Annotated in this window: 19 protein-coding genes and 1 pseudogene; 10 read left to right on the top strand and 10 right to left on the bottom strand. The window is 74.7% G+C overall.

Features of this window, described 5'->3' with window-relative positions:
• Positions 1-25 precede the first annotated feature (25 nt).
• Positions 26-3995, bottom strand: a pseudogene (gene hrpA, locus GEV43_RS44320) (ATP-dependent RNA helicase HrpA).
• A gap of 230 nt (positions 3996-4225) precedes the next feature.
• Between hrpA and GEV43_RS44325 the strand changes: the two are divergent.
• Positions 4226-5689, top strand: a complete 1464-nt coding sequence (locus tag GEV43_RS44325) for a serine/threonine-protein kinase (RefSeq protein WP_160826603.1) — start codon at positions 4226-4228, stop codon at positions 5687-5689.
• Between the two features lie 57 nt (positions 5690-5746).
• On the opposite strand, the gene GEV43_RS44330 is transcribed toward GEV43_RS44325, so the two are convergent.
• Positions 5747-6655, bottom strand: coding sequence for an SDR family oxidoreductase (locus GEV43_RS44330; protein ID WP_160826604.1), 909 nt, complete (start codon positions 6653-6655; stop codon positions 5747-5749).
• Complete coding sequence (locus GEV43_RS44335) at positions 6652-7443, bottom strand: SDR family oxidoreductase (protein WP_160826605.1); 792 nt, start codon at positions 7441-7443, stop codon at positions 6652-6654. The genes GEV43_RS44330 and GEV43_RS44335 overlap by 4 nt, the downstream gene beginning before the upstream one ends.
• A gap of 56 nt (positions 7444-7499) precedes the next feature.
• Between GEV43_RS44335 and GEV43_RS44340 the strand changes: the two genes are divergently transcribed.
• Genes GEV43_RS44340 through GEV43_RS44355 form a run of 4 tightly spaced genes read left to right on the top strand, consistent with a single transcriptional unit; the run spans position 7500 to position 10931 of the window.
• Complete coding sequence (locus GEV43_RS44340; protein ID WP_160826606.1) at positions 7500-8249, top strand: enoyl-CoA hydratase family protein; 750 nt, start codon at positions 7500-7502, stop codon at positions 8247-8249.
• Positions 8249-9109, top strand: coding sequence for a CoA transferase subunit A (locus GEV43_RS44345; RefSeq protein WP_175251212.1), 861 nt, complete (start codon positions 8249-8251; stop codon positions 9107-9109). The genes GEV43_RS44340 and GEV43_RS44345 overlap by 1 nt, the downstream gene beginning before the upstream one ends.
• Positions 9106-9864: a CoA-transferase gene (locus GEV43_RS44350; RefSeq protein WP_160826607.1), complete on the top strand. Its 759-nt coding sequence runs from the start codon at positions 9106-9108 to the stop codon at positions 9862-9864. The genes GEV43_RS44345 and GEV43_RS44350 overlap by 4 nt, the downstream gene beginning before the upstream one ends.
• A complete protein-coding gene (locus tag GEV43_RS44355; protein WP_160826608.1) occupies positions 9861-10931 on the top strand; it encodes a nitronate monooxygenase family protein in 1071 nt (356 codons plus the stop codon). Before GEV43_RS44350 ends, GEV43_RS44355 begins: the two co-directional genes overlap by 4 nt.
• Before the next feature lie 36 nt (positions 10932-10967).
• Here GEV43_RS44355 and GEV43_RS44360 read toward each other — a convergent pair whose 3' ends face one another.
• Positions 10968-12191, bottom strand: coding sequence for a cytochrome P450 (locus GEV43_RS44360; RefSeq protein ID WP_175251213.1), 1224 nt, complete (start codon positions 12189-12191; stop codon positions 10968-10970).
• Between the two features lie 113 nt (positions 12192-12304).
• On the opposite strand from GEV43_RS44360, the gene GEV43_RS44365 reads away from it, so the two are divergent.
• On the top strand, positions 12305-13138 hold the full coding sequence (locus GEV43_RS44365; RefSeq protein WP_160826609.1) for an SAM-dependent methyltransferase: 834 nt from the start codon (positions 12305-12307) through the stop codon (positions 13136-13138).
• Between the two features lie 41 nt (positions 13139-13179).
• Here the strand turns inward: GEV43_RS44365 and GEV43_RS44370 are convergent, their stop codons facing one another.
• The 6 genes from GEV43_RS44370 to GEV43_RS44390 form a co-directional block, all read right to left on the bottom strand.
• Entirely contained in the window at positions 13180-14136 is a 957-nt protein-coding gene (locus GEV43_RS44370) for a zinc-binding dehydrogenase (RefSeq protein WP_160826610.1), read from the bottom strand.
• Positions 14136-15140, bottom strand: a complete 1005-nt coding sequence (locus GEV43_RS44375) for an aldo/keto reductase (RefSeq protein ID WP_160826611.1) — start codon at positions 15138-15140, stop codon at positions 14136-14138. Before GEV43_RS44375 ends, GEV43_RS44370 begins: the two co-directional genes overlap by 1 nt.
• A 141-nt stretch (positions 15141-15281) precedes the next feature.
• Positions 15282-15758: a Clp protease N-terminal domain-containing protein gene (locus GEV43_RS52870; RefSeq protein WP_241684515.1), complete on the bottom strand. Its 477-nt coding sequence runs from the start codon at positions 15756-15758 to the stop codon at positions 15282-15284.
• Positions 15758-16078, bottom strand: a complete 321-nt coding sequence (locus GEV43_RS52875; RefSeq protein ID WP_241684516.1) for a type II toxin-antitoxin system CcdA family antitoxin — start codon at positions 16076-16078, stop codon at positions 15758-15760. Before GEV43_RS52875 ends, GEV43_RS52870 begins: the two co-directional genes overlap by 1 nt.
• Positions 16079-16171: 93 nt before the next feature.
• Positions 16172-17032 carry a helix-turn-helix transcriptional regulator gene (locus tag GEV43_RS44385; protein ID WP_160826612.1) on the bottom strand — a complete coding sequence of 287 codons (861 nt, stop codon included), beginning with the start codon at positions 17030-17032 and terminating at the stop codon, positions 16172-16174.
• A gap of 55 nt (positions 17033-17087) precedes the next feature.
• On the bottom strand, positions 17088-17903 hold the full coding sequence (locus GEV43_RS44390) for an alpha/beta fold hydrolase (RefSeq protein ID WP_160826613.1): 816 nt from the start codon (positions 17901-17903) through the stop codon (positions 17088-17090).
• Between the two features lie 173 nt (positions 17904-18076).
• Here GEV43_RS44390 and GEV43_RS44395 point away from each other — a divergent pair, with 173 nt between their 5' ends.
• From GEV43_RS44395 to GEV43_RS44410, 4 genes are all read left to right on the top strand, one after another.
• The gene (locus GEV43_RS44395; RefSeq protein ID WP_160826614.1) at positions 18077-18676 is read left to right on the top strand and encodes a hypothetical protein; all 600 of its coding nucleotides are present in this window, start codon (positions 18077-18079) and stop codon (positions 18674-18676) included.
• Positions 18677-18769: 93 nt separating this feature from the next.
• Positions 18770-19867, top strand: a complete 1098-nt coding sequence (locus GEV43_RS44400) for an ABC transporter substrate-binding protein (RefSeq protein ID WP_160826615.1) — start codon at positions 18770-18772, stop codon at positions 19865-19867.
• Positions 19860-20921 (top strand): iron ABC transporter permease, encoded by a 1062-nt coding sequence (locus GEV43_RS44405; protein WP_160826616.1) that lies wholly within the window; start codon positions 19860-19862, stop codon positions 20919-20921. Before GEV43_RS44400 ends, GEV43_RS44405 begins: the two co-directional genes overlap by 8 nt.
• The gene (locus tag GEV43_RS44410; protein ID WP_160826617.1) at positions 20921-21688 is read left to right on the top strand and encodes an ABC transporter ATP-binding protein; all 768 of its coding nucleotides are present in this window, start codon (positions 20921-20923) and stop codon (positions 21686-21688) included. Before GEV43_RS44405 ends, GEV43_RS44410 begins: the two co-directional genes overlap by 1 nt.
• Positions 21689-21759: the final 71 nt, after the last annotated feature.

The following is a 21759-nucleotide window of genomic DNA, read 5'->3' on the forward strand; positions in this document are numbered from 1 at the left end:
ACGGCCGGGGCGGACCGGGCGGCGTTCAGGAGAGCTGGGCGAGGGCCTTGCGGATGCGCTTGTCGGACACGGGGTACCGGGTGCCGAGCTGCTGGGCGAAGAGGCTGACGCGCAGCTCCTCCAGCATCCAGCCGACCTGGCGGGCCGGCTCGTCGTCGCGGCGGGCGGGCGGGAGCCGCCGCAGCGCCTGCTCGTACTCCTGCCGGAGCACCTCGACCTGGTGGGAGAGCTGGCGGTCGCGGCCGGGGTTCTCGGGGAGCTTGTCGAGCCGCACCGCGAGGGCGCGCAGGTAGCGGGGCAGGTCGGGGAGGCGCTGCCAGCCGGTCTCGGTGACGAACCCGGGCCGGACCAGCGTGCCGAGATGCTCCCGGATGCCGGTGAGCGCCGGGACGAGCGTGAGGCTCGCCGTGCCGCGCAGGCGCCGGTCGATCTCGTGGGCCTCGGCGAGGATCCGTTCGACCAGGGCGACGATCGCGGCGGTCGCGTCGTACAGGTCGGCGCGGACGAGGTCGTACAGCCGGGTGAAGCCCGCCTCGTCCCAGGCCGGTCCCCCGGCGGCGGCGATCAGGCGGTCGGCGGCGGCGGTCACGCAGTCGTCGAAGAGCGCGGCGACCGAGCCGTGCGGGTTGTGGCTGAGGGCGAGCTTGCCCTGGTTGGTCAGTCCGCCCTGGATCTGCTTGGCGGGGACGGCGCGTTCAGCAGGACGAGGCGGCGGGTGCCGCGCCACATGGCGCGCCGCTGCTCGGCCTCGGTCTCGTACATCCGGACGGCGACCGAGTCGCCCTCGTCGGTCAGCGCGGGGTACGCCTTGACGTCGTAGCCGGCCTGGCTGCGCTCGTAGGTCTTCGGCAGCTCGCCGATCGTCCAGGCGCGCAGCCCGGCCCGTTCGAGGCCCTCGGCGGACGCGGCCTTGGCGAGGGTGCCGCGGACGGTCCCGGCGAGGCGGCGCTTCAGCGCGTCGAGGTCGGTGTCCTCGCCGAGCACCCGCCCGCGGTCGTCGGCGACGCGGAACGTGATGCGCAGGTGGGCGGGGAGCCGGGACGGGTCCCACGCCTCGCGGGCGACGGGGACGCTCGTCATCGCGGTCAGCTCGCGTTCGAGGGCGTCCAGCAGCGGCTCGGTGCGCGGCGACACCCGGTCGAGGACCTTGCGGGCGTAGTCGGGCGCCGGGACGAAGTTGACGCGCAGCTGCTTCGGCAGCGAGCGGATCAGCTCGGTGACCAGCTCCACGCGCAGGCCCGGCACCTGCCACTCGAACCCGGACGGCCTGACCTGGTTGAGGATCTGCACGGGGATGTGCACGGTCACGCCGTCGGCGTCGGCGCCGGGCTCGAACTGGTAGGTGAGGCGGAGGCGCAGCGGCCCCTGCCGCCACGCGTCGGGGTAGTCGGCCTCGGAGACGCCGCCCGCGCTCTCGTTGATGAGCATCGACTTCTCGAAGCTCAGCAGGTCGGGCTCGGCGTGCCGGGCCTTCTTCCACCAGGCGTCGAAGTGGCGGCCGGAGACGACGTCGTCGGGAACGCGCTCGTCGTAGAAGTCGAACAGCGTCTCGTCGTCCACGAGGATGTCGCGGCGGCGGGCGCGGTGCTCCAGCTCCTCGACCTCGTCGAGCAGCGCGCGGTTGTCGTGGAAGAACCGGTGGTGGGTCTGCCAGTCGCCCTCGACCAGCGCGTGCCGGATGAACAGCTCGCGCGCGAGCGGCGGGTCGATGCGGCCGTAGTTGACGCGGCGCTGCGCGACGATCGGGACGCCGTAGAGGGTGACCTTCTCGTACGCCATGACGGCGGCCTGCTTCTTGGACCAGTGCGGCTCGCTGTAGGACCGTTTGACGAGGTGCTCGGCGAGCGGCTCGACCCACTCGGGTTCGATCCTGGCGTTGACGCGGGCCCAGAGGCGGGACGTCTCGACCAGCTCGGCCGACATGATCCAGCGCGGGGGCTTCTTGAACAGCGCCGACCCGGGGAAGACGGCGAACCGCGCGCCGCGCGCCCCGACGTACTCCTGCTGCCTGCGCCTCGGGCCGCCGTCCTTCTTGTCGCCGCCCTTGTCCTTGGCGTCGGCGTCCATCAGCCCGATGTGGGAGAGCAGGCCGGACAGCAGCGACACGTGGACGCGGTCGGGCGGGGCGTCGGCGGTGTTGACCGCGACCCCGAGCTGCTTGGCGACCTGCTTGAGCTGGCTGTGCAGGTCCTGCCATTCGCGGACGCGCAGGAAGTGCAGGAACTCGTTCTTGCACATGCGGCGGAACTGGTTGCCCGACAGCTCGCGCTGCTGCTCGCGCAGGTGGTTCCACAGGTTGAGGTAGGCGAGGAAGTCCGAGGTCGGGTCGGCGAAGCGGCGGTGCAGCTCGTCGGCGGCCTGCTGGTGCTCGGCGGGCCGTTCGCGGGGGTCCTGGATGGACAGCGCGGCGGCGATGACGAGGACCTCGCGGACGCAGCCGTTCTTCTCGGCCTCCAGCACCATCCGGCCGAGCCGCGGGTCGACGGGGAGCTGGGCGAGGCGGCGGCCGAGCGGGGTGAGGCGCTTGCGCGGGTCCTGCTCGGCGGGGTCGATCGCGCCGAGCTCGTGCAGCAGGTCGACGCCCGCCTTGACGTTGCGCCGGTCGGGCGGCTCGACGAACGGGAACGCGGCGATGTCGCCGAGCCCGAGCGAGGTCATCTGGAGGATGACCGACGCGAGGTTGGTGCGCAGGATCTCGGGGTCGGTGAACTCGGGCCGGGACTCGAAGTCCTCCTCCGAGTACAGCCGGATGCAGATGCCCTCGGACACGCGCCCGCAGCGGCCCTTGCGCTGGTTGGCCGACGCCTGCGAGACCGCCTCGATCGGGAGCCGCTGCACCTTGAGCCGGTGGCTGTAGCGCGAGATGCGGGCGGTGCCGGGGTCGACCACGTACTTGATGCCGGGAACGGTCAGCGACGTCTCGGCGACGTTGGTGGCGAGGACGACGCGCCGCCCGCGGTGCGCCTGGAAGACGCGGTGCTGCTCGGCCGCCGACAGGCGCGCGTAGAGCGGGAGCACCTCGGTCTGCTGCCCGCGCCGCCCTGGAGGTGCTTGGTGAGCGCGTCGGCGGTGTCGCGGATCTCCCGTTCGCCGCTGAGGAACACCAGGACGTCGCCGGGCGCCTCCAGCGCCAGCTCGTCCACCGCGTCGAGGATCGCCTGGATCTGGTCGCGGTCGGGGTCGGCGGCCGGGTCCTCGGGGTCGGTGACGGGCCGGTAGCGCACCTCGACGGGGTAGGTGCGGCCGGACACCTCGACGATCGGCGCGTCCCCGAAGTGCCGGGAGAACCGCTCGGGGTCGATCGTCGCCGAGGTGATGATCACCTTGAGGTCGGGGCGGCGCGGCAGGATCTCCCGGACGTACCCGAGCAGGAAGTCGATGTTGAGGCTGCGCTCGTGCGCCTCGTCGATGATCAGGGTGTCGTACTGGCGGAGCAGCCGGTCGGTCTGGATCTCGGCGAGCAGGATGCCGTCGGTCATCAGCTTGACGAGCGTCTCGTCGCTGGAGCGGTCGGTGAAGCGGACCTTGTAGCCGACGGCCTCGCCGAGCTCGGTGCCGAGCTCCTCGGCGATGCGGTCGGCGACGGTGCGGGCGGCGATCCGGCGCGGCTGGGTGTGCCCGATCGAGCCGCGGACGCCGCGGCCGAGCTCCAGGCAGATCTTGGGGATCTGGGTGGTCTTGCCGGACCCGGTCTCGCCGGCGACGATCACGACCTGGTGGTCGCGGACCGCGGCGAGGATGTCGTCCTTCTTCTGGCTGACCGGCAGCTCGGCCGGGTAGGCGATCGGCGGCACCGCGGCGCGGCGCCGCTCGACCCGCCGCTCGGCGGCCTCGATGTCGGCGGCGATCTCGTCGGCGGCCGCGCGCCGCCGCCCCTCGTCGCGCAGCCTCTCTGTCCCGTCGATGCGGCGGCGCAGCCGGTGCGCGTCGCGGGCCGTCAGCTCGGGCAGGCGCGCGCGCAGGTCGGCGAGCGGCGATCTCACAGGCGTTCCCATCGTTCATCGGCGGCGCGGTGCGGCCGGGGGGCTCCCCTGCCCGCAACCTTCGAACCGTAGCCTCCTGCGCGGAGGTCCGGCGATCCATTTTCCCTCACCGCCGGGAGCGGGCCCGCGCCCGCACGCAGGTACAACGCCCCGCGGGGAGGCGGCATTCCGCGACGCGGGGCCACGATTCGATCACCGAAAGCACTGCCGGGCGGCGCGGACATCCCCCATCATGGGGCCACATGGGGACCCCGAGCGCGGCAGGACGCTACCGGATCGACCGGCTCCTCGGGTCCGGCGGGTTCGCCTCGGTGTGGCTCGGCCGCGACGAGGAGCTGGACTCGCCGGTCGCGATCAAGATCCTGGCCGAGCACTGGGCGCTCCGGGCCGACGTGCGGGAGCGGTTCGTCCAGGAGGCGCGTCTGCTGCGCCAGGTCGACTCGCACCGGCTCGTCCAGGTGTTCGACATCGGCGAGCTGGACGACGGGCGGCCGTACTTCGTGATGACCTACGCCGACCGCGGCACGCTGGAGGAGCGGCTCGCGGCGGGCGCGCTGCCGGTCAACGAGGCGCTGCGCGTCGCCCGGGAGATCGTCCGGGGCGTCCAGGACCTGCACGACCTCGGCATCGTGCACCGCGACCTGAAGCCGTCCAACGTGCTGGTGCGCTCGGCGCCCGGCGGCGGGGACGGGGAGCGGATCATGATCTCCGACCTCGGCGTCGCGCGCACCGGCGACCGCCTGTCGAGCCTCACGCTGCCCGCCGGGTCGCCCGGCTACATGGCGCCCGAGCAGTCGCAGGTCGACGGGGCCCCGGACCGGCGCGCCGACGTGTACGGGCTCGGCGCGCTGACCTACCACCTGCTGGCCGGCGAGCCGCCCGGGCAGGCGCGGCGGCCGCCGAGCGAGTCGCAGCCGGCCGTCCCGGCCGCGGTGGACGCGGTGGTGCTGCGCGCCCTCGAACCCGACCGCGAGCGGCGGTGGCCGTCGGCGGCGGAGTTCGGCCGGGCCCTGTCGCAGGCCACCAGCAAGATCGACACCGATCCGCTGCCGGAGGCGCCCCCGGCGGGCGCGGGACGCGGCGCGCTGCGGGGCCTGGGCCGGGGCCGCGTCGCCGCTCTGGCGGCGGGCGCGGCGGCCGTGATCGCGCTCGGCGCGGGCGGCGCGTACTGGGCGTTCGCCGGATCGGACGGCTCGTCCGGCGGGAGGGGCGCGGCGGGCGCGCGGGCGGCGAACGACCCCGACCGCTGGCTGCGCGCCGAGTCCGACGTCCCGCGCCAGTACCGCCCGCTGATCGTCCAGGCGGGCACGTGGTGCCGGATGGACGGGCTGAGCCCGGCGCTGATCGCCGCGATGCTGAAGGCGGAGAGCGGCTTCGACCCGCACCTGTCCGATCCGCGGATGGACGAGTACGGGATCGCGCGGTGGACGCCGAAGGTGCTGGTGTTCTGGCAGCCCGGCGGGCTCAACAACCCCGAGCCGAAGCCCGCGCAGATCACGCCCGAGCTGTCGATCCCGGCGATGGGCCGCTACCTGTGCTACTGGGGCAAGGACCTGAAGGGCGTCCCCGGCGACCCGGCGCTCAACCTGGCGGCGATGTACCGGACGTCGTCCAAGCGGGTCGTCCAGTCGCGCGGCGTCCCGGCGAAGTACCGGCCGTACACCGAGAAGGTCGCGCGCTACCTGCGGGACTACCGCCCCCGCTGAACCGTCCCCGCCGCGGGCCGCTGTGCGGAGCCGGGGGGCCGCCGGCTCCGCTTGCGGTCAGCCCGCCCCGTAGACCGGCTCGGGCGCGGGGGCCTGGGCCAGCAGGTCCTTGACGGCGGCGCCGACGTCGGCGGGGTCCCAGCGGGCGCCCTTGTCGACGGCGGGGCCGTGGCGGAACGCGTCCATCACGCAGATCCGGCCGCCCTCGGCCTCGAAGACCCGGCCGGTGACGCCGGCCGAGTCGGCCGAGCCGAGCCAGACGACGAGCGGCGAGACGTTCTCGGGGGCCATCGCGTCGAACTCGCCCTCGGCGGGCGCGGCCATCGTCTGCGCGAAGACCTCCTCGGTCATCCGGGTGCGGGCGGCGGGCGCGATGGCGTTGACCGTGACGCCGTAGCGGCCGAGCTCGGCGGACGCGACGAGGGTGAGGCCGACGATCCCGGCCTTGGCCGCGGAGTAGTTGCCCTGGCCGACGCTGCCGAGCAGGCCCGCGCCGGACGAGGTGTTGACCACGCGCGCGTCCACGGGGCGGCCCGCCTTGCTCTCGCCGCGCCAGTACCGGCCGGCGTGCTTGAGCGGGAGGAAGTGCCCCTTCAGGTGGACGCGCATGACGGCGTCCCACTCGTCCTCGCCCAGGTTGACGAGCATCCGGTCGCGGAGGAACCCGGCGTTGTTGACCAGCACGTCGAGCCGTCCGAACGCCTCGACGCCGGTGGCGACGAGCGCGGCGGCGCCCGCGTCGGTCGCGATGTCGTGCGTGCTGGCGACGGCCCGGCCGCCGAGCGCGGCGATCTCCGCCACGACGTCGTGGGCGGGCCCGCCGGACGCCTCGCCGGTCCCGTCGCGGGCGACGCCGAGGTCGTTCACCACGACGGCGGCGCCCTGCCGGGCGAACTCCAGCGCGTGCGCGCGGCCGAGCCCGCGCCCGGCCCCGGTGACGGCGACGACACGGTCCTTGCAGATCACTTGGGGTCCTCCTTGTTCACGGTGGCGTCCTGGTTCACGGTGGCGGCGTCGAGGAAGGCGGGGCGCTCGCCGCCGCCGTGGACGAGCAGCGCCGAGCCGGTGACGTAGGCCGCGAGCGGCGAGGCGAGGAACACGCAGGCGGCGCCGACGTCGGACGGCTCGGCGAGCCGTCCGAGCGGGACGGTCCGCTCGACGGCGCGCACGCCGTCCTCGTCGCCGTAGTGCAGGTGGGTCTGCTCGGTGCGGACCATGCCGAGGGTGAGGCTGTTGACCCGCACCCGGGGCGCCCACTCGACGGCGAGCGAAGTGGTCAGGCTGGCGAGGCCGGCCTTGGCCGCGCCGTACGCGGCGGTGCCGGGCGAGGGCCGCGCGCCGGAGACGCTGCCGATCATGATGACCGAGCCGCCCTCGGGCTGCCGGTCCATGACCGCGTGCGCGGCGCGGGCCATGATCAGTGGCGCGCTCAGGTTGAGTTCGAGGATCTTGAGATGGGTGCGCAGCGGGCCGTCCGCGACGGGCAGGAACGGCGCGCCGCCGGCGTTGTTGACCAGCACGTCGAGCCGGTCCAGGCCGTCCATGAACGCCTGGACCGCGTCGGGGTCGCGCACGTCGAGGGAGGCGAACCGGGCGGTCCGGCCGTTCGCCTCCGGCAGGGTCTCGGGCTCGCGCCGGGCGACCGCGACCACGTCGGCGCCGGCCTCCAGGAAGGACCGGCTGATGCCGGCGCCGACGCCCCGGACGCCTCCCGTGACCACGACGGTCCGGCCGCTCAGATCCAGCGTCAGCACGTCTCTCCCCTCTGCTACCGTTCTGTTCTAACAAATGTTTGGTGGAAAGGTAGCGCATGGGAGTCTCCACCACGACCCACGAGGGCGGGGTCGCCGAGATCGTCGTGGCGGCGCCGCCGGTCAACGCGCTGACCGTGGCGGGCTGGTTCGAGCTGGCGGACGCGGTCACGGCGGCGGGGCGCGACCCGCGGGTCGGCGCCGTCGTGCTGCGCGCCGAGGGCCGCGGGTTCAACGCCGGCGTCGACATCAAGGAGATGCAGAGCAGCGAGGGGCACGGCGCGCTGGTCGGCGCCAACCGGGGCTGCTTCGCCGCGTTCGCCGCGGTGTACGACTGCGAGGTCCCGGTCGTCGCGGCCGTGCACGGGTTCTGCCTCGGCGGCGGGATCGGCCTGGCGGGCAACGCCGACATCGTCGTGGCCTCGGACGACGCGTACTTCGGGCTCCCCGAGGTGGACCGCGGCGCGCTCGGCGCCGCGACGCACCTCGCGCGGCTCGTCCCGCAGCACCTGATGCGCGCGATGGTCTACACGTGCCGCAACGTCGGCGCGGACGAGCTGCACCGGCACGGGTCGGTGCTGGAGGTCGTCCCGGCGGAGGGGCTGCGGGACGCGGCGATGGGGGTCGCGGAGAACATCGCCGCCAAGGACCCCTACGTGATCCGGCGCGCCAAGGAGTCGCTGAACGGGATCGACCCGGTCGACGTCAAGCGCAGCTACCGATACGAGCAGGGCTTCACGTTCGAGCTCAACCTCGTCGGAGCGGGCGACGAGCACCGCGACGCGTTCGTGCGGAAGGGGGCGCGCTGATGTCCAAGGTCATGACGGCCGAGGAGGTCGTCGGGTCGCTGGAGAGCGGGATGACGCTCGGGATCGGCGGCTGGGGCTCGCGGCGCAAGCCGATGGCCCTCGTCCGCGCGATCTGCCGGTCCCCGCTGACGGACCTGACGGTCGTGTCGTACGGCGGGCCGGACGTCGGGCTGCTGTGCGCGTACGGCAAGGTGCGCAGGCTCGTCACGGCGTTCGTCACGCTCGACTCGGTGCCGCTGGAGCCGCACTTCCGGCGGGCCCGGCAGGACGGGGCGGTCGAGCTGACCGAGTACGACGAGGGCATGTTCATGTTCGGCCTGTACGCGGCGGCGCACAACCTGCCGTTCCTGCCCACCCCGGCCGGGCTCGGCTCGGACGTGATGCGGGTCAACCCGGAGCTGAGGACGGTCCGCTCGCCGTACGCGGACGGGCGGGAGCTCGTCGCCGTCCCCGCGCTGGAGATGGACGCCGCGCTCGTGCACATGAACCGCGCCGACGCGCGCGGCAACGCCCAGTACCTCGGGCCCGACCCGTACATGGACGACCTGTACGCCAAGGCGGCGGACCGCACGTACGTCTCGTGCGAGCGGCTCGTGGACACCGGCGACCTGCTCAAGGAGGGCCCGGTGCAGTCGCTGCTGATCAGCCGCGCGCAGGTGGCCGGGGTCGTGGAGGCGCCGAACGGCGGCCACTTCACCGACTGCTCGCCCGACCACGGGCGGGACGAGGCGTTCCAGCGGCACTACGCGCAGGCGGCGGGCGACCCGGAGAAGTGGGCGGAGTTCCGCGAGCGGTTCCTGTCCGGCGACGAGGCCGCCTACCAGGACGCCGTCCGCGCGTGGCGGGAGGAGGGCAAGTGAGCGGCACGAACGGCACGAGCGGCACGGTCACCGCCACGAGGGCGGAGGTGTGCGCGGTCGCGTGCGCCGAGGCGTTCCGCGGCGACGGCGAGATCGTGGCGGCGGCGGTCGCCGGGTTCGTCCCGATGCTGGGCTCGCGGCTCGCGCGCTCGACGTTCGAGCCGGACCTGCTGACCACCGACGGCGGGCCCTCGCTGAGCGCCGAGGCGGTGCCGCTCGGCGCGGCGGCGGCCGAGGTGGAGGGCTGGCTCCCGTTCCGCGACCACCTGTGGCTGGTGCTGAACGGCCGCCGCCACGTGATCATGGGGCCGAGCCAGATCGACCCGTACGGCAACACCAACATCTCGTGCATCGGCGACTGGGAGCGGCCGAAGCGGCAGCTCCTCGGCGTGCGCGGCGGGCCCGGCAACACCCTGCTCAACACCACGAGCTACTGGGTGCCGAAGCACTCGCCGCGGGTGTTCACCGGCAAGGTCGACTTCGTCAGCGGCGTCGGGCACGACAACGGCGCGCACGAGATCCGCGTGGTGGTGACCAACCTCGCCGTGCTCGACTTCGCGACGCCGGACAAGCGGATGCGGCTGCGTTCGGTGCATCCGGGCGTGACCGTGGACGAGGTCGTCCAGAACACCGGGTTCGAGCTGGCCGTGCCCGGCGACGTCCCGGAGACGCGGCTCCCGACCGCCGAGGAGCTGCGCATCATGCGCGACGTCCTCGACCCGAAGGGGCTGCGCGAGCGCGAGGTCCCCTCGTGACCGGCGGGCGGGTCCTCGACACGCCCCTGACCCGGCTCGCCGGGGTACGGCATCCGGTCGTGCAGACCGGGATGGGCTGGGTCGCCGGGCCGCGCCTGGTGACGGCCGTCGCCGACGCGGGCGGGCTCGGGATCCTGGCGTCGGCGACGATGACGCCCGCGCAGCTCGCCGACGCGATCCACGAGGTGAAGGACCGGACGGACGCGCCGTTCGGGGTGAACCTGCGGGCGGACGCGTCGGACGCGGGCGAGCGGATCGACCTGCTCGTCAAGGAGGGCGTGAAGGTCGCCTCGTTCGCGCTCGCGCCGAAGAAGGAGCTGATCGCCAGGCTCAAGGACGCGGGCGTGGTCGTGATCCCCTCCGTCGGCGCGCGGCGGCACGCGGAGAAGGTCGCGGCCTGGGGCGCGGACGCGGTGCTCGTGCAGGGCGGCGAGGGCGGCGGGCACACCGGCGCGGTCGCGACGACGCTGCTGCTGCCGCAGGTCGTGGACGCGGTGGACATCCCGGTCATCGCGGCGGGCGGCTTCTTCGACGGGCGCGGCCTCGCCGCCGCGCTCGCGTACGGGGCGGCGGGCGTCGCGATGGGCACCCGCTTCCTGCTGACGTCCGACTCCTCCGTCCCCGAGGAGGTCAAGCGGGTCTACCTCGGCACCCGCGAGACCGTGGTGACCCGGCAGGTGGACGGGATGCCGCACCGCGTGCTGCGCAGCGAGCTGGTCGACGCGCTCGAACGGTCCGGGCGCGTCGGCGGCCTCGCGCGGGCCGTGCGGAACGGCGCGCGGTTCAGGAAGCTGTCGGGCATGTCGTGGCGCGCGATGATCGCCGACGGGAAGGCGATGAAGCACGGCAAGGACCTGTCGTGGTCGCAGGTGCTGATGGCCGCCAACACCCCGATGCTGCTGAAGGCGGCGATGGTGGACGGCCGCCCCGACCTCGGCGTGATGGCGTCCGGGCAGGCCGTCGCGGTCATCGACGACCTGCCGACGTGCGCGGAGCTGATCGAGGGGATCGTGGCGCGGGCGGCCGAGGCGATCGCCGCCCAGCGCTCGTACCTGGTCGCGGAGTGATCCGGGAGGGGCGGCACGCCGCCCCTCCCGGGGACGTCAGCGCGGGGTGACGGTCGTCGGCAGCGACGCGAACCCGCGGTCGTTGGACGAGTGCACGCGCTCGGCGCGGTCCTCGTCCAGCTCGAAGTCGGCGACGGCCGCGACGATCTCACTGAGCGCGACGCGCGCCTCCAGCCGGCCGAGGCTCGCGCCGAGGCAGTGGTGCCGCCCGTTGCCGAACGCCAGCGACGCGCCGGTGTCGCGGCCGAGGACGAACCGGTCCGGGTCGGCGAACACCTCCGGGTCGCGGTTGGCCGACCCGGTGAGCAGCAGCACCCGCCCCCCGGCGGGGATCGTCTCGCCGTGCAGCTCGACGGCCTCGGTGGTGCTGCGGGCGAGCGCCTGCGTCGGCGGGTCGTACCGCAGCGTCTCCTCGATCCAGTCGTCCACGCGCCCGGCGAACGCCTCGGCGCGCGCCTCCGGGTGCCGCCAGGCGGCGTGCCAGGCGTTGCCGAGCAGCAGCATGGACGTCTCGATGCCCGCGCCGACGAGCAGGATCAGCACCCCGACGATCTCCTCGGGGGTGAGCCGGTCGTCGCCCTCGGACGCGTCCAGCAGCCCGGACAGCAGGTCGTCGCGGCGCTTTCCGGCCCGTTCGACGGTCAGCTCGGTGTAGTAGCCGACGAGCCTGCCGATCGCCTCCAGCGCCTCGGGCGGCAGGTCGCCGGACTCCTCGTCCCGGTACATGATCGCCATGCCGAGGTCGCGGACCAGCTCCCGGTCCCGCTCCGGGACGCCGACCAGCTCGGAGATCACGTCGGTCGGGAAGCACGCCGCGAAGTCGCGCATCAGGTCGAACGACCCGGCCTCCAGCAGCGGCCGCAGGTGCCCGCGCGCGATCTCCCGGAGCCGGGGCTCCAGCGCCTCGACGCGCTTGCGGGTGAACGCCCGCGACACCAGCCCGCGCATCCGCGTGTGCTTCGGCGGGTCCATCGCCACGAACGAGAAGAACCGCTCCGCGTCCGGGCCCCAGAACGCCGGTTCGATGCGCAGTCCGTTCACCGAGGAGAACCGCGCCGAATCCTTCAGTGCTGACAGAACGTCAGCGTGCCGTGACACCGCCCAAATGTCGTCGGCCTCGTTCCGATAAACCGGCGACTCTTCGCGCAGCCTCGCGTACACCGGGTACGGATCATTCTGAATTCCGAAGTCATAAGGGCTGTAGAACAGGTCCACGTGGGTCGCCTCTCCGATCGTCACCGCCGCACGGGGTACGATCATGAACCAGTTTCATATGAGGACGCCACCGGTTCACCGTTACCGGAGAAATGTGATCGGAACGTACGGGGACCGCTCCATTCCGTTCCCCCGGTGGGCCGATTCGAGAGGTCGACGTGGACTCTGAGAACGCCGCGAGCGCCGAGCGGCCCCCGCTCGGCATCGACACGTCCAAGGCGCATCCGGCGCGCCGGTACAACTACTGGCTGGGCGGCAAGGACAACTTCGCGGTCGACCGCGAGTCGGCCGACGTGGTCGCGTCGGCGTTCCCGACCGTCCACCTCGCCGCGCGGGAGAACCGCCGGTTCATGCGGCGCGCCGTGACCTACCTCGCGGGCGAGACCGGCATCCGCCAGTTCCTGGACATCGGCACGGGGCTGCCCTCGGCGGGCAACGTGCACGAGGCGGCGCAGGAGATCGCGCCCGAGGCCCGGATCGTCTACGTCGACAACGACCCGATCGTGCTCGTGCACGCGCGGGCGCTGCTGACCAGCAGCCCCGAGGGCGCGACCGCGTATCTGGACGCCGACCTGCGCGAACCCGAGAAGATCACCGGGCATCCCGACCTGCACCGGACCCTGGACCTGACCCGGCCGGTCGCGCTGATGCTGGTCGCGATCATGCACTTCATCGAGGACGGCGACGACCCGTACGGCATCGTCCGGCACCTGCTGTCGCGGCTGCCGTCCGGCAGCCACCTGGTGATGACGCACGCGACCGGCGACCACCTCACGCCCGAGGAGCGCGAGGTGAACGACGAGGCCAACCGGCGCAGCGGCGTGCCGTTCCGGCTACGGTCCCGGGACGAGTTCGCGAGGTTCTTCGAGGGGCTGGACGTCCTCGAACCCGGGATCACCTCCGTCCTGGAGTGGCGTCCGGACGGGCCGCGCGGCGCGAGCCCGTCCATCGGCGACGTGTCCATGCTCTGCGCCGTGGCCCGCGTCCCCTAGGGCTTGGCGGGCCCCGCCCGGAGGCGGGGCCCGCCGGGCCGTCAGGGGTTGACGGCGAGGACGAGCTTGCCCGTCGTCGCGCCCGACTCGATGCGGCGGTGCGCCTCGGCCGCCTCGTCCAGCGGCAGCGCCTCCACCTGGACCCGCAGGTCGCCGGACGCGGCGGCGGCGAGCGCGCGGCGCAGCGCGCGCCCGGCGCCCGCCGGATCGGCGGCGGAGAACGCCGCCAGGTTGAACCCCGACACCGTGCGGTTGGTGAACCACAGCTCGTTCGCCGCGACGGCCACGTCGTCCGCGCCGGACGCGTTGCCCATCACGACGAGGCGGCCCATCGGCGCGAGCGCGTCCAGGCTCCGCTGGCGGGCGGGTCCTCCGACCATGTCCACGACGATGTCGTACGGCCCGCCGTACGGGTCGTCGCGCAGCCGCACGTCGTCGTAGCCGAAGCCGCGCGCCGCCTCCGCCTTGGCCGGGGAGCCGACCGTTCCGGCGACGGTCCCGGCGCCGAGGAGGCGGGCGGCCTGCCCGAGCTGGCTGCCCACTCCCCCGGCGGCGGCGTGCACGAGGACGCTCTCGCCCGGCTCGATCCGCGCCACCCGGTCCAGGACGAGGAACGCGGTCGCGCCGTTCGACGGGACGGCCGCCGCGACGTCGAGGCCGAGCCCGAGGCCGCCGAGCGGGGCGACGAGGTCGGCGGAGGCGGTGACCACCTCGGCGTACCCGCCGCCGTCCACGATGGTGAGGGCGGCGACGGGCTCGCCGACGCGGAGTCCCTCCACGCCGGGGCCGAGGGCCCGGACGCGGCCGGACACCTCGATCCCGGGGACGTACGGCAGCGGCACGTCCACCACGCCCCGCCGGTAGAGGATCTCGGCGAAGTTGGCGCCCGCGTACGCCACGTCGATCGAGACCTCGCCGGGCTTCGGCTCCGGAGGCCCGACCTCGGCGGCGCGCAGCACCTCGGGGCCGCCGAACGCGGGAACGGTGATCGCGCGCATCAGTACCGCTCCCCCACCGGCGCGGGCACGCCGTCCAGCTCGGCCAGGTCGGCGGCGGTGAGGTCGAGGCCGGCCGCGCCCGCGTTGTCGCGCAGGTAGGCGGACTTCTTCGTGCCGGGGATCGGGAGGACGTGGTCGCCCTGCGCGAGCGTCCACGCGATCGCGACCTGCGCGGCGGTGGCGCCGTGCCGCGCGGCGACGGCCTTGACGACGTCCACGATCCGCAGGTTGGCCTTCAGCGCCTCCTCCTGGAAGCGCGGGTTGCGGCCCCGGAAGTCGTCGTCCTCGAAGTCGGCCGTCGTGACCGCGCCGGTGAGGAAGCCGCGCCCGAGCGGGGAGAACGGCACGAACGCCGCGCCGTTCGCGGCGCACCAGCCGACCACGTCGCCCGGCCCCTCGCCGCCGCGCTCGCCCGGCATGGTGCCGACCGCGCTGCTCGTCGCGCCCATGGCGTCCCGCGTCCACAGCGACAGCTCGGACTGGACCGCCGCGACCGGGTGGACGGCGTGCGCCTCGGCGGCCTGCGCGACCGTGACCTCCGACAGGCCGAGGTGCCGCACCTTGCCCTCGGCGACCAGTTCGGCCATCGCGCCCCAGGTGTCGGCGAGCGGCACCTCGGGGTCCACGCGGTGCAGGTAGTACAGGTCGATCACGTCGGTGCCGAGCCTGCGCAGGCTCGCCTCGGCGGACCGCTTGACGTGCTCGGGGCTGCCGTCCCGGCGCATCGCCAGGGTGGCGCGGTCCTCGACGACCAGGCCGGTCTTGGTCGCGAGGACGGCCTCGTCCCTGCGCCCGCCGAGGGCCCGGCCGACCAGCGCCTCGTTGTCGCCGTCGCCGTAGACCTGGGCGGTGTCGAGGAACGTCACGCCGAGGTCGAGGGCCTCCCCGATCAGTGCGGCCGAGGCCGTGTCGTCCCGTTCGGACGTCCCGTAGGCCCAGCTCATGCCCATGCAGCCGAGCCCTATCGCGCCGACCTGGGTTCCTGCGAATTCGCGAGTGCGCATCGTCGTTCCTTCCGTTCTTGCCTGTGGGGACGATGCTGCCCCCTGGCCGCGATTGGAGACAGACTCAGCTCATCCTGGGTCTGGCAGCACCACCCTGGCGCGGGTGCCGCGCGGGTGCCGCGCGGCGTGGATCGGCGCGGGTCACCGGTCGGCGTCGCCTCCGGGGGCCTCGGGGTCGAGCCCGGCGTGCCGTTCGAGGCGGTCGAGGCGCTGGAGCAGCGGCTGGAGCTCGGCCCGGACGAGCGCCGCGACGGCCTGCGCCGGGTTCTGGCCGCCCGCGGCGCCCTGGGTCGCGGCCTGCTGCGCCCGCAGATGGGTGTAGCCCATCAGGGCCGACTCGACGGTGCGCCGGACGGCGCGCTGCTCGGCCCCGAGGTCGCGCAGGACGCGCCCCGCCGTCCCGTCGGGCTCGGTGACCAGGCCGACGAGCAGGTGCTCGCAGCCGATGTAGTTGTGGCCGGACGCGATCGCCTCGGTCGCGGCGAGCTCCAGCGCGGCGGCGGCGGGACCGCCCCAGCGCAGGCCGTCGCCCCGGCCGGGCCCGCCCGGCACGTCCCCCTCGCCGTCCGCGTCCCCGCCGTCCAGCCGGGCGCGGGCGACGGCGGGGTCGATCTCCATCAGCTCCAGGACGCGCAGGGCCAGGTTGCCCTCCTGGGCGAGGACCCCGGCGAGCAGGTCGCCGGTGCCGGCCAGGGCCGCGCCGCGCTCGCGGCCGCCTCGACCGCGTGCGCGATGGCGTCGCGGGCGCGGGCGGTGACGTTCGGGAACGTGGCGGCCAGGTCCTCGCGGGTGAGGTCGGCGAGCGCGGCGGACCTGATCGCGGTGATCCGGCGCACGGCCTGGTCGAGCGCGCGCTGGCAGATGGCGGACACCGGCACGCCGGACTCCTTGACCGCCTGGGCCAGCTCGTCGGGCAGGTAGACGTTGATCTTGGGCATGGGGGCTCCCTGCGGGGTCGTCGATCTCTACCCCCATGTGTACCCCTAGTGGGGGTTACACGCAACCCCCGCAGGTGACGCGCCGGACCGCGGTCAGCTCGCCTCCACCAGGCGGACGCGGCTCATCAGCCGTTCGAGCCGGGCGTCCGTCCCGCTGCCCGGCCGCGGGTTGTGCAGCACCAGCGAGTGCCCCGGCCGGTCGGCGAGCGGCAGCAGCGTGGCCTCGAACACCAGCCGCCCCGCCTCCGGGTGCTCGACCGCCTTGACCGCCTGGGCGTCCGCGGCCACCTCGTGCCGGGCCCACAGCTCGCCGAACTCCGGGCTCGCCGCGGTCAGGTCGGCGACCAGCCGGTCGAACTCCGGGTCGTCCGGGTAGCGGGCCGCGTCGGCGCGGAACCGGGCGACGACGCCGGGCGCGGCCTCGGCCCACGCCGCGTGCTGCGCCCGGTAGCGGGCGTTGGTGAAGAACGAGACCAGGCAGTTGTGGTCGTCGTCGCCGTACCCGAACACCGCCCGCGCCGCGTCGTTGATCGCGACGAAGTTCCAGTGCCGGTCGCGCACGTACGCGGGGCGCGGCAGCCAGGCGTCCAGGACGCGCCGCAGCTCCGGGGTGATCGGCACGGCCGGTCCCGCCTCGGCGCGCGGCGGGTTCAGCCCGGCCAGCAGGTAGAGGTGCTCGCGCTCGGCCGCGTCCAGGCGCAGGGCCCGCGCGACCGCGTCAAGCACCGCGCCGGAGACCTTGATGTCGCGGCCCTGCTCCAGCCACGTGTACCAGGACACCCCGACCCCGGCGAGCACCGCGACCTCCTCGCGGCGCAGCCCGGGGGTGCGGCGCCGCCCGGCGTCCGGCATGCCGACGTCGGCGGGCGCGAGCCGCGCCCGCCGGCCGCGCAGGAAGTCGCGCAGCTCCTCGCGGCGCCGGTCACGGGAGGTCGCGGGGGTGTCAGTGGTCATGGCCCCACGATACGGCCGCCGGGCGGTGCGCCCGCGGCGCGCTCCGGGCGGGGCGCTACGCCGAGGCGCTGGCGGTGCCGGTGCGGGCCGGTCCGGGCTCGCTGCCCGCCAGGATGATCTTCGCGACGAGCTCGGGGTCGTCCCCCATCGGGACGTGGCCGCAGCGCGGCAGCGGCAGGTGCTCGGCCTGCGGCACGAACTTCCGGGCGACCCGCGCCTGGTAGGGCGGCAGCACCATGTCGCGGCGCGCCCAGGCGATCGTGACGGGGACGTCCTCCGGGACGGTGCCGCGGAACGGCGCGCCCGCGGCGAGGAACCGCAGCAGCGTCGTCCGGGCGCGGAGCAGGCCGCGGAAGTCGCCGAGGGCGCGTTCGGGGTCGGCCGCCGCGGGCCGGTTGTTGATCCAGAAGAACAGCATGGCGCGGCCCGCCCGGGTCGCCGTCAGCGGCTTGGCGAGGGGCGCGAGCACGGTCGCGGCGCCCATGACGGTGCCGAACAGCCCGCACGTGTAGACGAAGTCGGCGTAGGAGTACCAGAACCCGCCCGGCGACAGCGCCGTCACGCTGCGCACCGCCCCGGCCTCGGCGAGTTCGAGGGCGAACCGCCCGCCGATCGAGTTCCCGGCGACGTGGGGGCGGTCGAGCCGCAGCGCGTCGAACAGGGCGAGCAGCTCGTCCCGCATGGCCTGCGGCGCGGACCGGCCACGGGTGTCCAGGCGCGGGGACTCGCCGTGCCCCGGCAGGTCCACCAGGATGAGCTCGCGGTGCGGGGCGAGCCGGTCCACGACCGGGTACCACGCCTGCCTCCGGTGGGCGATCCCGTGCAGGAGGACCAGGGGCTCGCCCGATCCGATGCGCTCGTACGCCAGCATCCCGTCCCCGCTCTCCCTCGCCCGCGCTGCCCGACGACCGAACTCTTCCGTCCGGGCGGGCGCGGCGATACGGCGCCGGGGCAGGACTCCGCGCGGGCGTTTGGCAGGCGCCTCACAAACGCCGCGCGGGGGTCCCCGCGGGGGTATCGGAAGGGCCCTCTAGGCTGGCGGTCGTGACGGGTCCCGGGGCGACGCTGCCGCGATGCGCGCGAGGCGCGTTCCTCGCCGCCGTGTGCACCCTGCTGTCGCTCGGCGGGCACGTCCTCGGCGGGGCCGGCGACTGCTGCGTCCCGCCGTGGCAGGCCGTCGCCGTCACCGGCGCCGTGGTCGGCGCGCTGTGCGTCGCGCTCGCGCGGCGGATGATGTCGTTCCGCCGGATCCTGGCCGTGGTGGGCTGGGCGCAGGTCGCGTTCCACTTCTCGTTCACCGTGGCCGCGCCGGGCCCCGGGCACCACATGGGCGCCCCGGCGCCCGGAGCCGCGGGCGGCGTCGCGGGCCCGTTCGCGATGGGCCCGTCGATGCTCGCCGGGCACGCCCTCGCCGCGGTCGCCGCCGCCGTGCTGCTCGCCGGCGCCGAACGGGCGCTGTGGTGGCTGTGCGGGGCGGTCTTCGCCGTCGCGTTCGCCCGGCTCCTCACGCGTCCCGCGCCGGTCCGCCGCGCACCCTGGACCGTGGTCGTCCAGGACGATCCCGCGCCGCGCCTCGGCGTCGTGCTCGCGCGGTCCGTACGGCGGAGGGGACCGCCGGCCGCGCCTTCGCACGCCGTGGCCTGAACCCGCCTCCCCTCCGCGTTCCCGAACGGGGCCGGCGGGCGGTCCGCGTGCGCCCGCACGCCATCGACCACCGGTTCCTCCAAGGGATTCCCCATGTCTGTACGCACACCAGCGCGGCGCGCCCTGCTCTCCGCGTGCGCCGCCGCGACGCTCGCCGCGCTCGCCGCCGCCTCCGGATGCTCGTCCGGGTCGGCGGCGGAGGGCGACACCGGGACGCGGCCCTCCGCCGCGCCCGGTCCGACGTCGTACCCGCTCACGATCACCAACTGCGGGCAGAAGGTGACGTTCACCCGCCCGCCGCGCCGCGTCCTCATCCTGAACGGCACGTCCGTCGCCGAGGTGGAGAGCGTGATCCTCCTCGGCCTGCAACGCTCCGTGCTCGCCAACGCCCAGTCCTACGGGGTGTCGGACGACCCGTCCATGGTCGCCGCGATCAGGGCGCTGCCGAGGCGCGGGCTCACCATGAACAAGAACTTCGAGGTCCCCGCCGAGCAGGTGCTCGCCGCGAAGCCCGACCTCGTGCTGTCCACGTGGTCGGGCGGGTTCGATCCGAAGCGCGGGCTCGCGACCCGCGAGCAGCTCGCGGCGGCCGGTGCCGCGACGCTCGTCAACCCGGTGAACTGCGCGTACGGCAAGCCCGGCGCGTCGCGGGCCGAGCGCGACGCGTACGAGGCGCTGTCGATCGAGTCGTCGCATGAGTTCCTGACGCTGCTCGGCAAGGTCTTCGACGTCCAGCGCAAGGCGGCGCAGGTCACCGCGGACCTGCGGCGGCGCGTGGACGCGGTGCGGGCGCGGACCTCGGCCGGGCCCAGGCCGAAGGTGCTGATCGCCTACCCGGGCATGTCGATGATGAACGCCAACGGGCTGCCCGCCGTGATGACCGGCCGCATCACCGACGACGTGATCAAGGCGGCCGGGGGCGTCAACGCGTTCGCGGGGCGCTCGCGCGACATGACCAGCACGCTCAGCAAGGAGCAGCTCGCCGCCGCGCAGGTGGACGTGCTCGCCGTCGGGGCGTTCGAGCCGCGCGAGGACCCGGCGGCGGAGGCGCGGAAGCTGTTCGCCGCCTACCCGCAGTGGAAGGCGTCGCGGACGAAGCGCTACGTCACCGTCGCCGACGGCGTCTTCCTCGGCCCGCTCAACGCCGCGGCCGTCGAGAAGCTCGCCGGGGCGGTGCGGTCCCATGGCTGAGGCCCGCGCGGGGCGGGGCCCGCACCTGGTGTCGGGGCGGGCGACCGGCCTGCTGCTCGCGGTGCTCGCCGCCGCGCTCGTCCTGGTGTCGGTCGCGGCGGTCTCGATCGGGTCGGTGAACCTCCCGGTCGGCGCCGTGTGGAGGGTCGTCGGCGCGCACCTCACCGGGTCGGCGTCCCCGGACCCGCTGCGCGACCAGGTCATCTGGGACCTGCGGGCGCCGCGCGTGCTGGTGGCGGCGCTCGCCGGGGCGGGGCTGAGCGTCGCGGGCGTCGCGTTCCAGGCGCTCGTCCGCAACCCGCTCGCCGACCCGTACATCCTCGGCGTCTCGTCCGGGGCGTCGCTCGGCGCGGTGCTGGTCGTGTCGTCCGGGGCGACGGCGTTCGGCGGGCTCGGCGTCACGGGCGCGGCGTTCACGACCGCGCTGCTGACCGTCGTCGCGGTGTACGTCCTCGCGCAGCGCGGCGGACGGCTGCTGGACTCGCGGCTCGTCCTCGCGGGCGTCGCGATCGGCTACCTGTGCACGGCCGCGACGAGCTACGTGCAGCTCCAGGTGAACCCGACCGAGCTGCACGGGCTGATGTTCTGGCTGATGGGCAGCGTCGCGGGCGCGACGTGGCCCGACCTCGGCCTGCCCGCCGCCGTGATCGCGGTGTGCGCGGCGTTCCTGCTGCCGCAGGGCCGCAACCTGAACGCGCTGATGGCCGGGGAGGACGCGGCGGCCGGGCTCGGCACGTCCGTGCGGACGCTGCGGATCGCGCTGCTGGTCGTCGGGTCGCTGCTCACCGCGACGGCGGTCAGCGTCGTCGGCGGGATCGGGTTCGTCGGGCTGATGGTGCCGCACGCGACCCGGTTCGCGGTCGGCGCCGACCACCGGCGGGTGCTGCCGGTCGCGACGCTGCTCGGCGCGGTGTTCCTCGTCGCGGTCGACATCGCGGCGCGCACCGCGGACCGGCCGAACGAGCTGCCCATCGGGATCTTCACGACGGGCCTCGGGGTGCCGTTCTTCCTGTGGCTGCTGCGGCGCCGCGCGAGCGCGGGGAGCGAGGGCTGATGCGGCTCGTGCTCGCGGGGGTCACCGCGGAGATCGAGGGGACCGCGATCGTGTCGGACGCCGACCTGGTCGCCGAGCCCGGCGCGTTCGTCGGACTGATCGGGCCGAACGGCAGCGGCAAGTCGACGCTGCTGCGGACCGTCTACCGGTCGCTCCGCCCGTCCGCCGGGGCCGTCACGCTGGACGGCGACGACCTGTGGCGGATGCGGGCGCGGGACGCGGCGCGGCGGCGCGCGGTCGTCACCCAGCACGGCGACCTGTCCGGCGAGTTCTCGGCGGCCGAGGTCGTCGCGATGGGCCGCGCACCGCACAAGGGCGTCCTCGAACGCGAGAACGCCGCCGACCGCGCCATCGTCGCCGAGTCGCTGGAGCGGGTGGCCATGGGCGGCGCGGCCGACCGGCTGTTCTCCACGCTGTCGGGCGGCGAGCGCCAGCGCGTCCTGCTCGCGCGGGCGCTCGCGCAGCGCGCGCCGCTGCTCGTGCTGGACGAGCCGACGAACCACCTGGACGTCCGGGCGCGGCTCGGCCTGCTCGACCTGATCCGGTCGCTCGGGCTGACGGTGCTCGCCGCGTTGCACGACCTGGACCACGCCGCCGCCTACTGCGACCACGTGGTCGTGCTGGAACGCGGCGCGGTGCGGGCGGCGGGCCCGCCCCTGGAGGTGCTGACCCCGGAGTTCGTCGCCGAGGTGTTCGGGGTGCGCGCCCACATCGGCGCGCACCCGATCACCGGCCGCCCCCACATCGCGGTCGCGTCGCTCGGGTAGCGGGCGTTCCAGGTGACGGCCGCCGGCGGTCGCCTGAGCGGTCTCGGTCTCGGTCTCGGCCTTGGCCGGTG

It is taken from the genome of Actinomadura sp. J1-007, assembly GCF_009793335.1.
Lineage (GTDB): Bacteria > Actinomycetota > Actinomycetes > Streptosporangiales > Streptosporangiaceae > Spirillospora > Spirillospora yumaensis.

Coding starts and splice junctions, on each gene's coding strand:
- GEV43_RS44390 (WP_160826613.1), bottom strand. CDS start 17,903: ATGCTGGCGTACGAGCGCATCGGATCGGGCGAGCCCCTGGTCCTCCTG.
- GEV43_RS44360 (WP_175251213.1), bottom strand. CDS start 12,191: ATGATCGTACCCCGTGCGGCGGTGACGATCGGAGAGGCGACCCACGTG.
- GEV43_RS44400 (WP_160826615.1), top strand. CDS start 18,770: ATGTCTGTACGCACACCAGCGCGGCGCGCCCTGCTCTCCGCGTGCGCC.
- GEV43_RS44405 (WP_160826616.1), top strand. CDS start 19,860: ATGGCTGAGGCCCGCGCGGGGCGGGGCCCGCACCTGGTGTCGGGGCGG.
- GEV43_RS52875 (WP_241684516.1), bottom strand. CDS start 16,078: ATGCCCAAGATCAACGTCTACCTGCCCGACGAGCTGGCCCAGGCGGTC.
- GEV43_RS44385 (WP_160826612.1), bottom strand. CDS start 17,032: ATGACCACTGACACCCCCGCGACCTCCCGTGACCGGCGCCGCGAGGAG.
- GEV43_RS44325 (WP_160826603.1), top strand. CDS start 4,226: ATGGGGACCCCGAGCGCGGCAGGACGCTACCGGATCGACCGGCTCCTC.
- GEV43_RS44375 (WP_160826611.1), bottom strand. CDS start 15,140: ATGCGCACTCGCGAATTCGCAGGAACCCAGGTCGGCGCGATAGGGCTC.
- GEV43_RS44340 (WP_160826606.1), top strand. CDS start 7,500: ATGGGAGTCTCCACCACGACCCACGAGGGCGGGGTCGCCGAGATCGTC.
- GEV43_RS44410 (WP_160826617.1), top strand. CDS start 20,921: ATGCGGCTCGTGCTCGCGGGGGTCACCGCGGAGATCGAGGGGACCGCG.
- GEV43_RS52870 (WP_241684515.1), bottom strand. CDS start 15,758: ATGGAGATCGACCCCGCCGTCGCCCGCGCCCGGCTGGACGGCGGGGAC.
- GEV43_RS44370 (WP_160826610.1), bottom strand. CDS start 14,136: ATGCGCGCGATCACCGTTCCCGCGTTCGGCGGCCCCGAGGTGCTGCGC.
- GEV43_RS44345 (WP_175251212.1), top strand. CDS start 8,249: ATGTCCAAGGTCATGACGGCCGAGGAGGTCGTCGGGTCGCTGGAGAGC.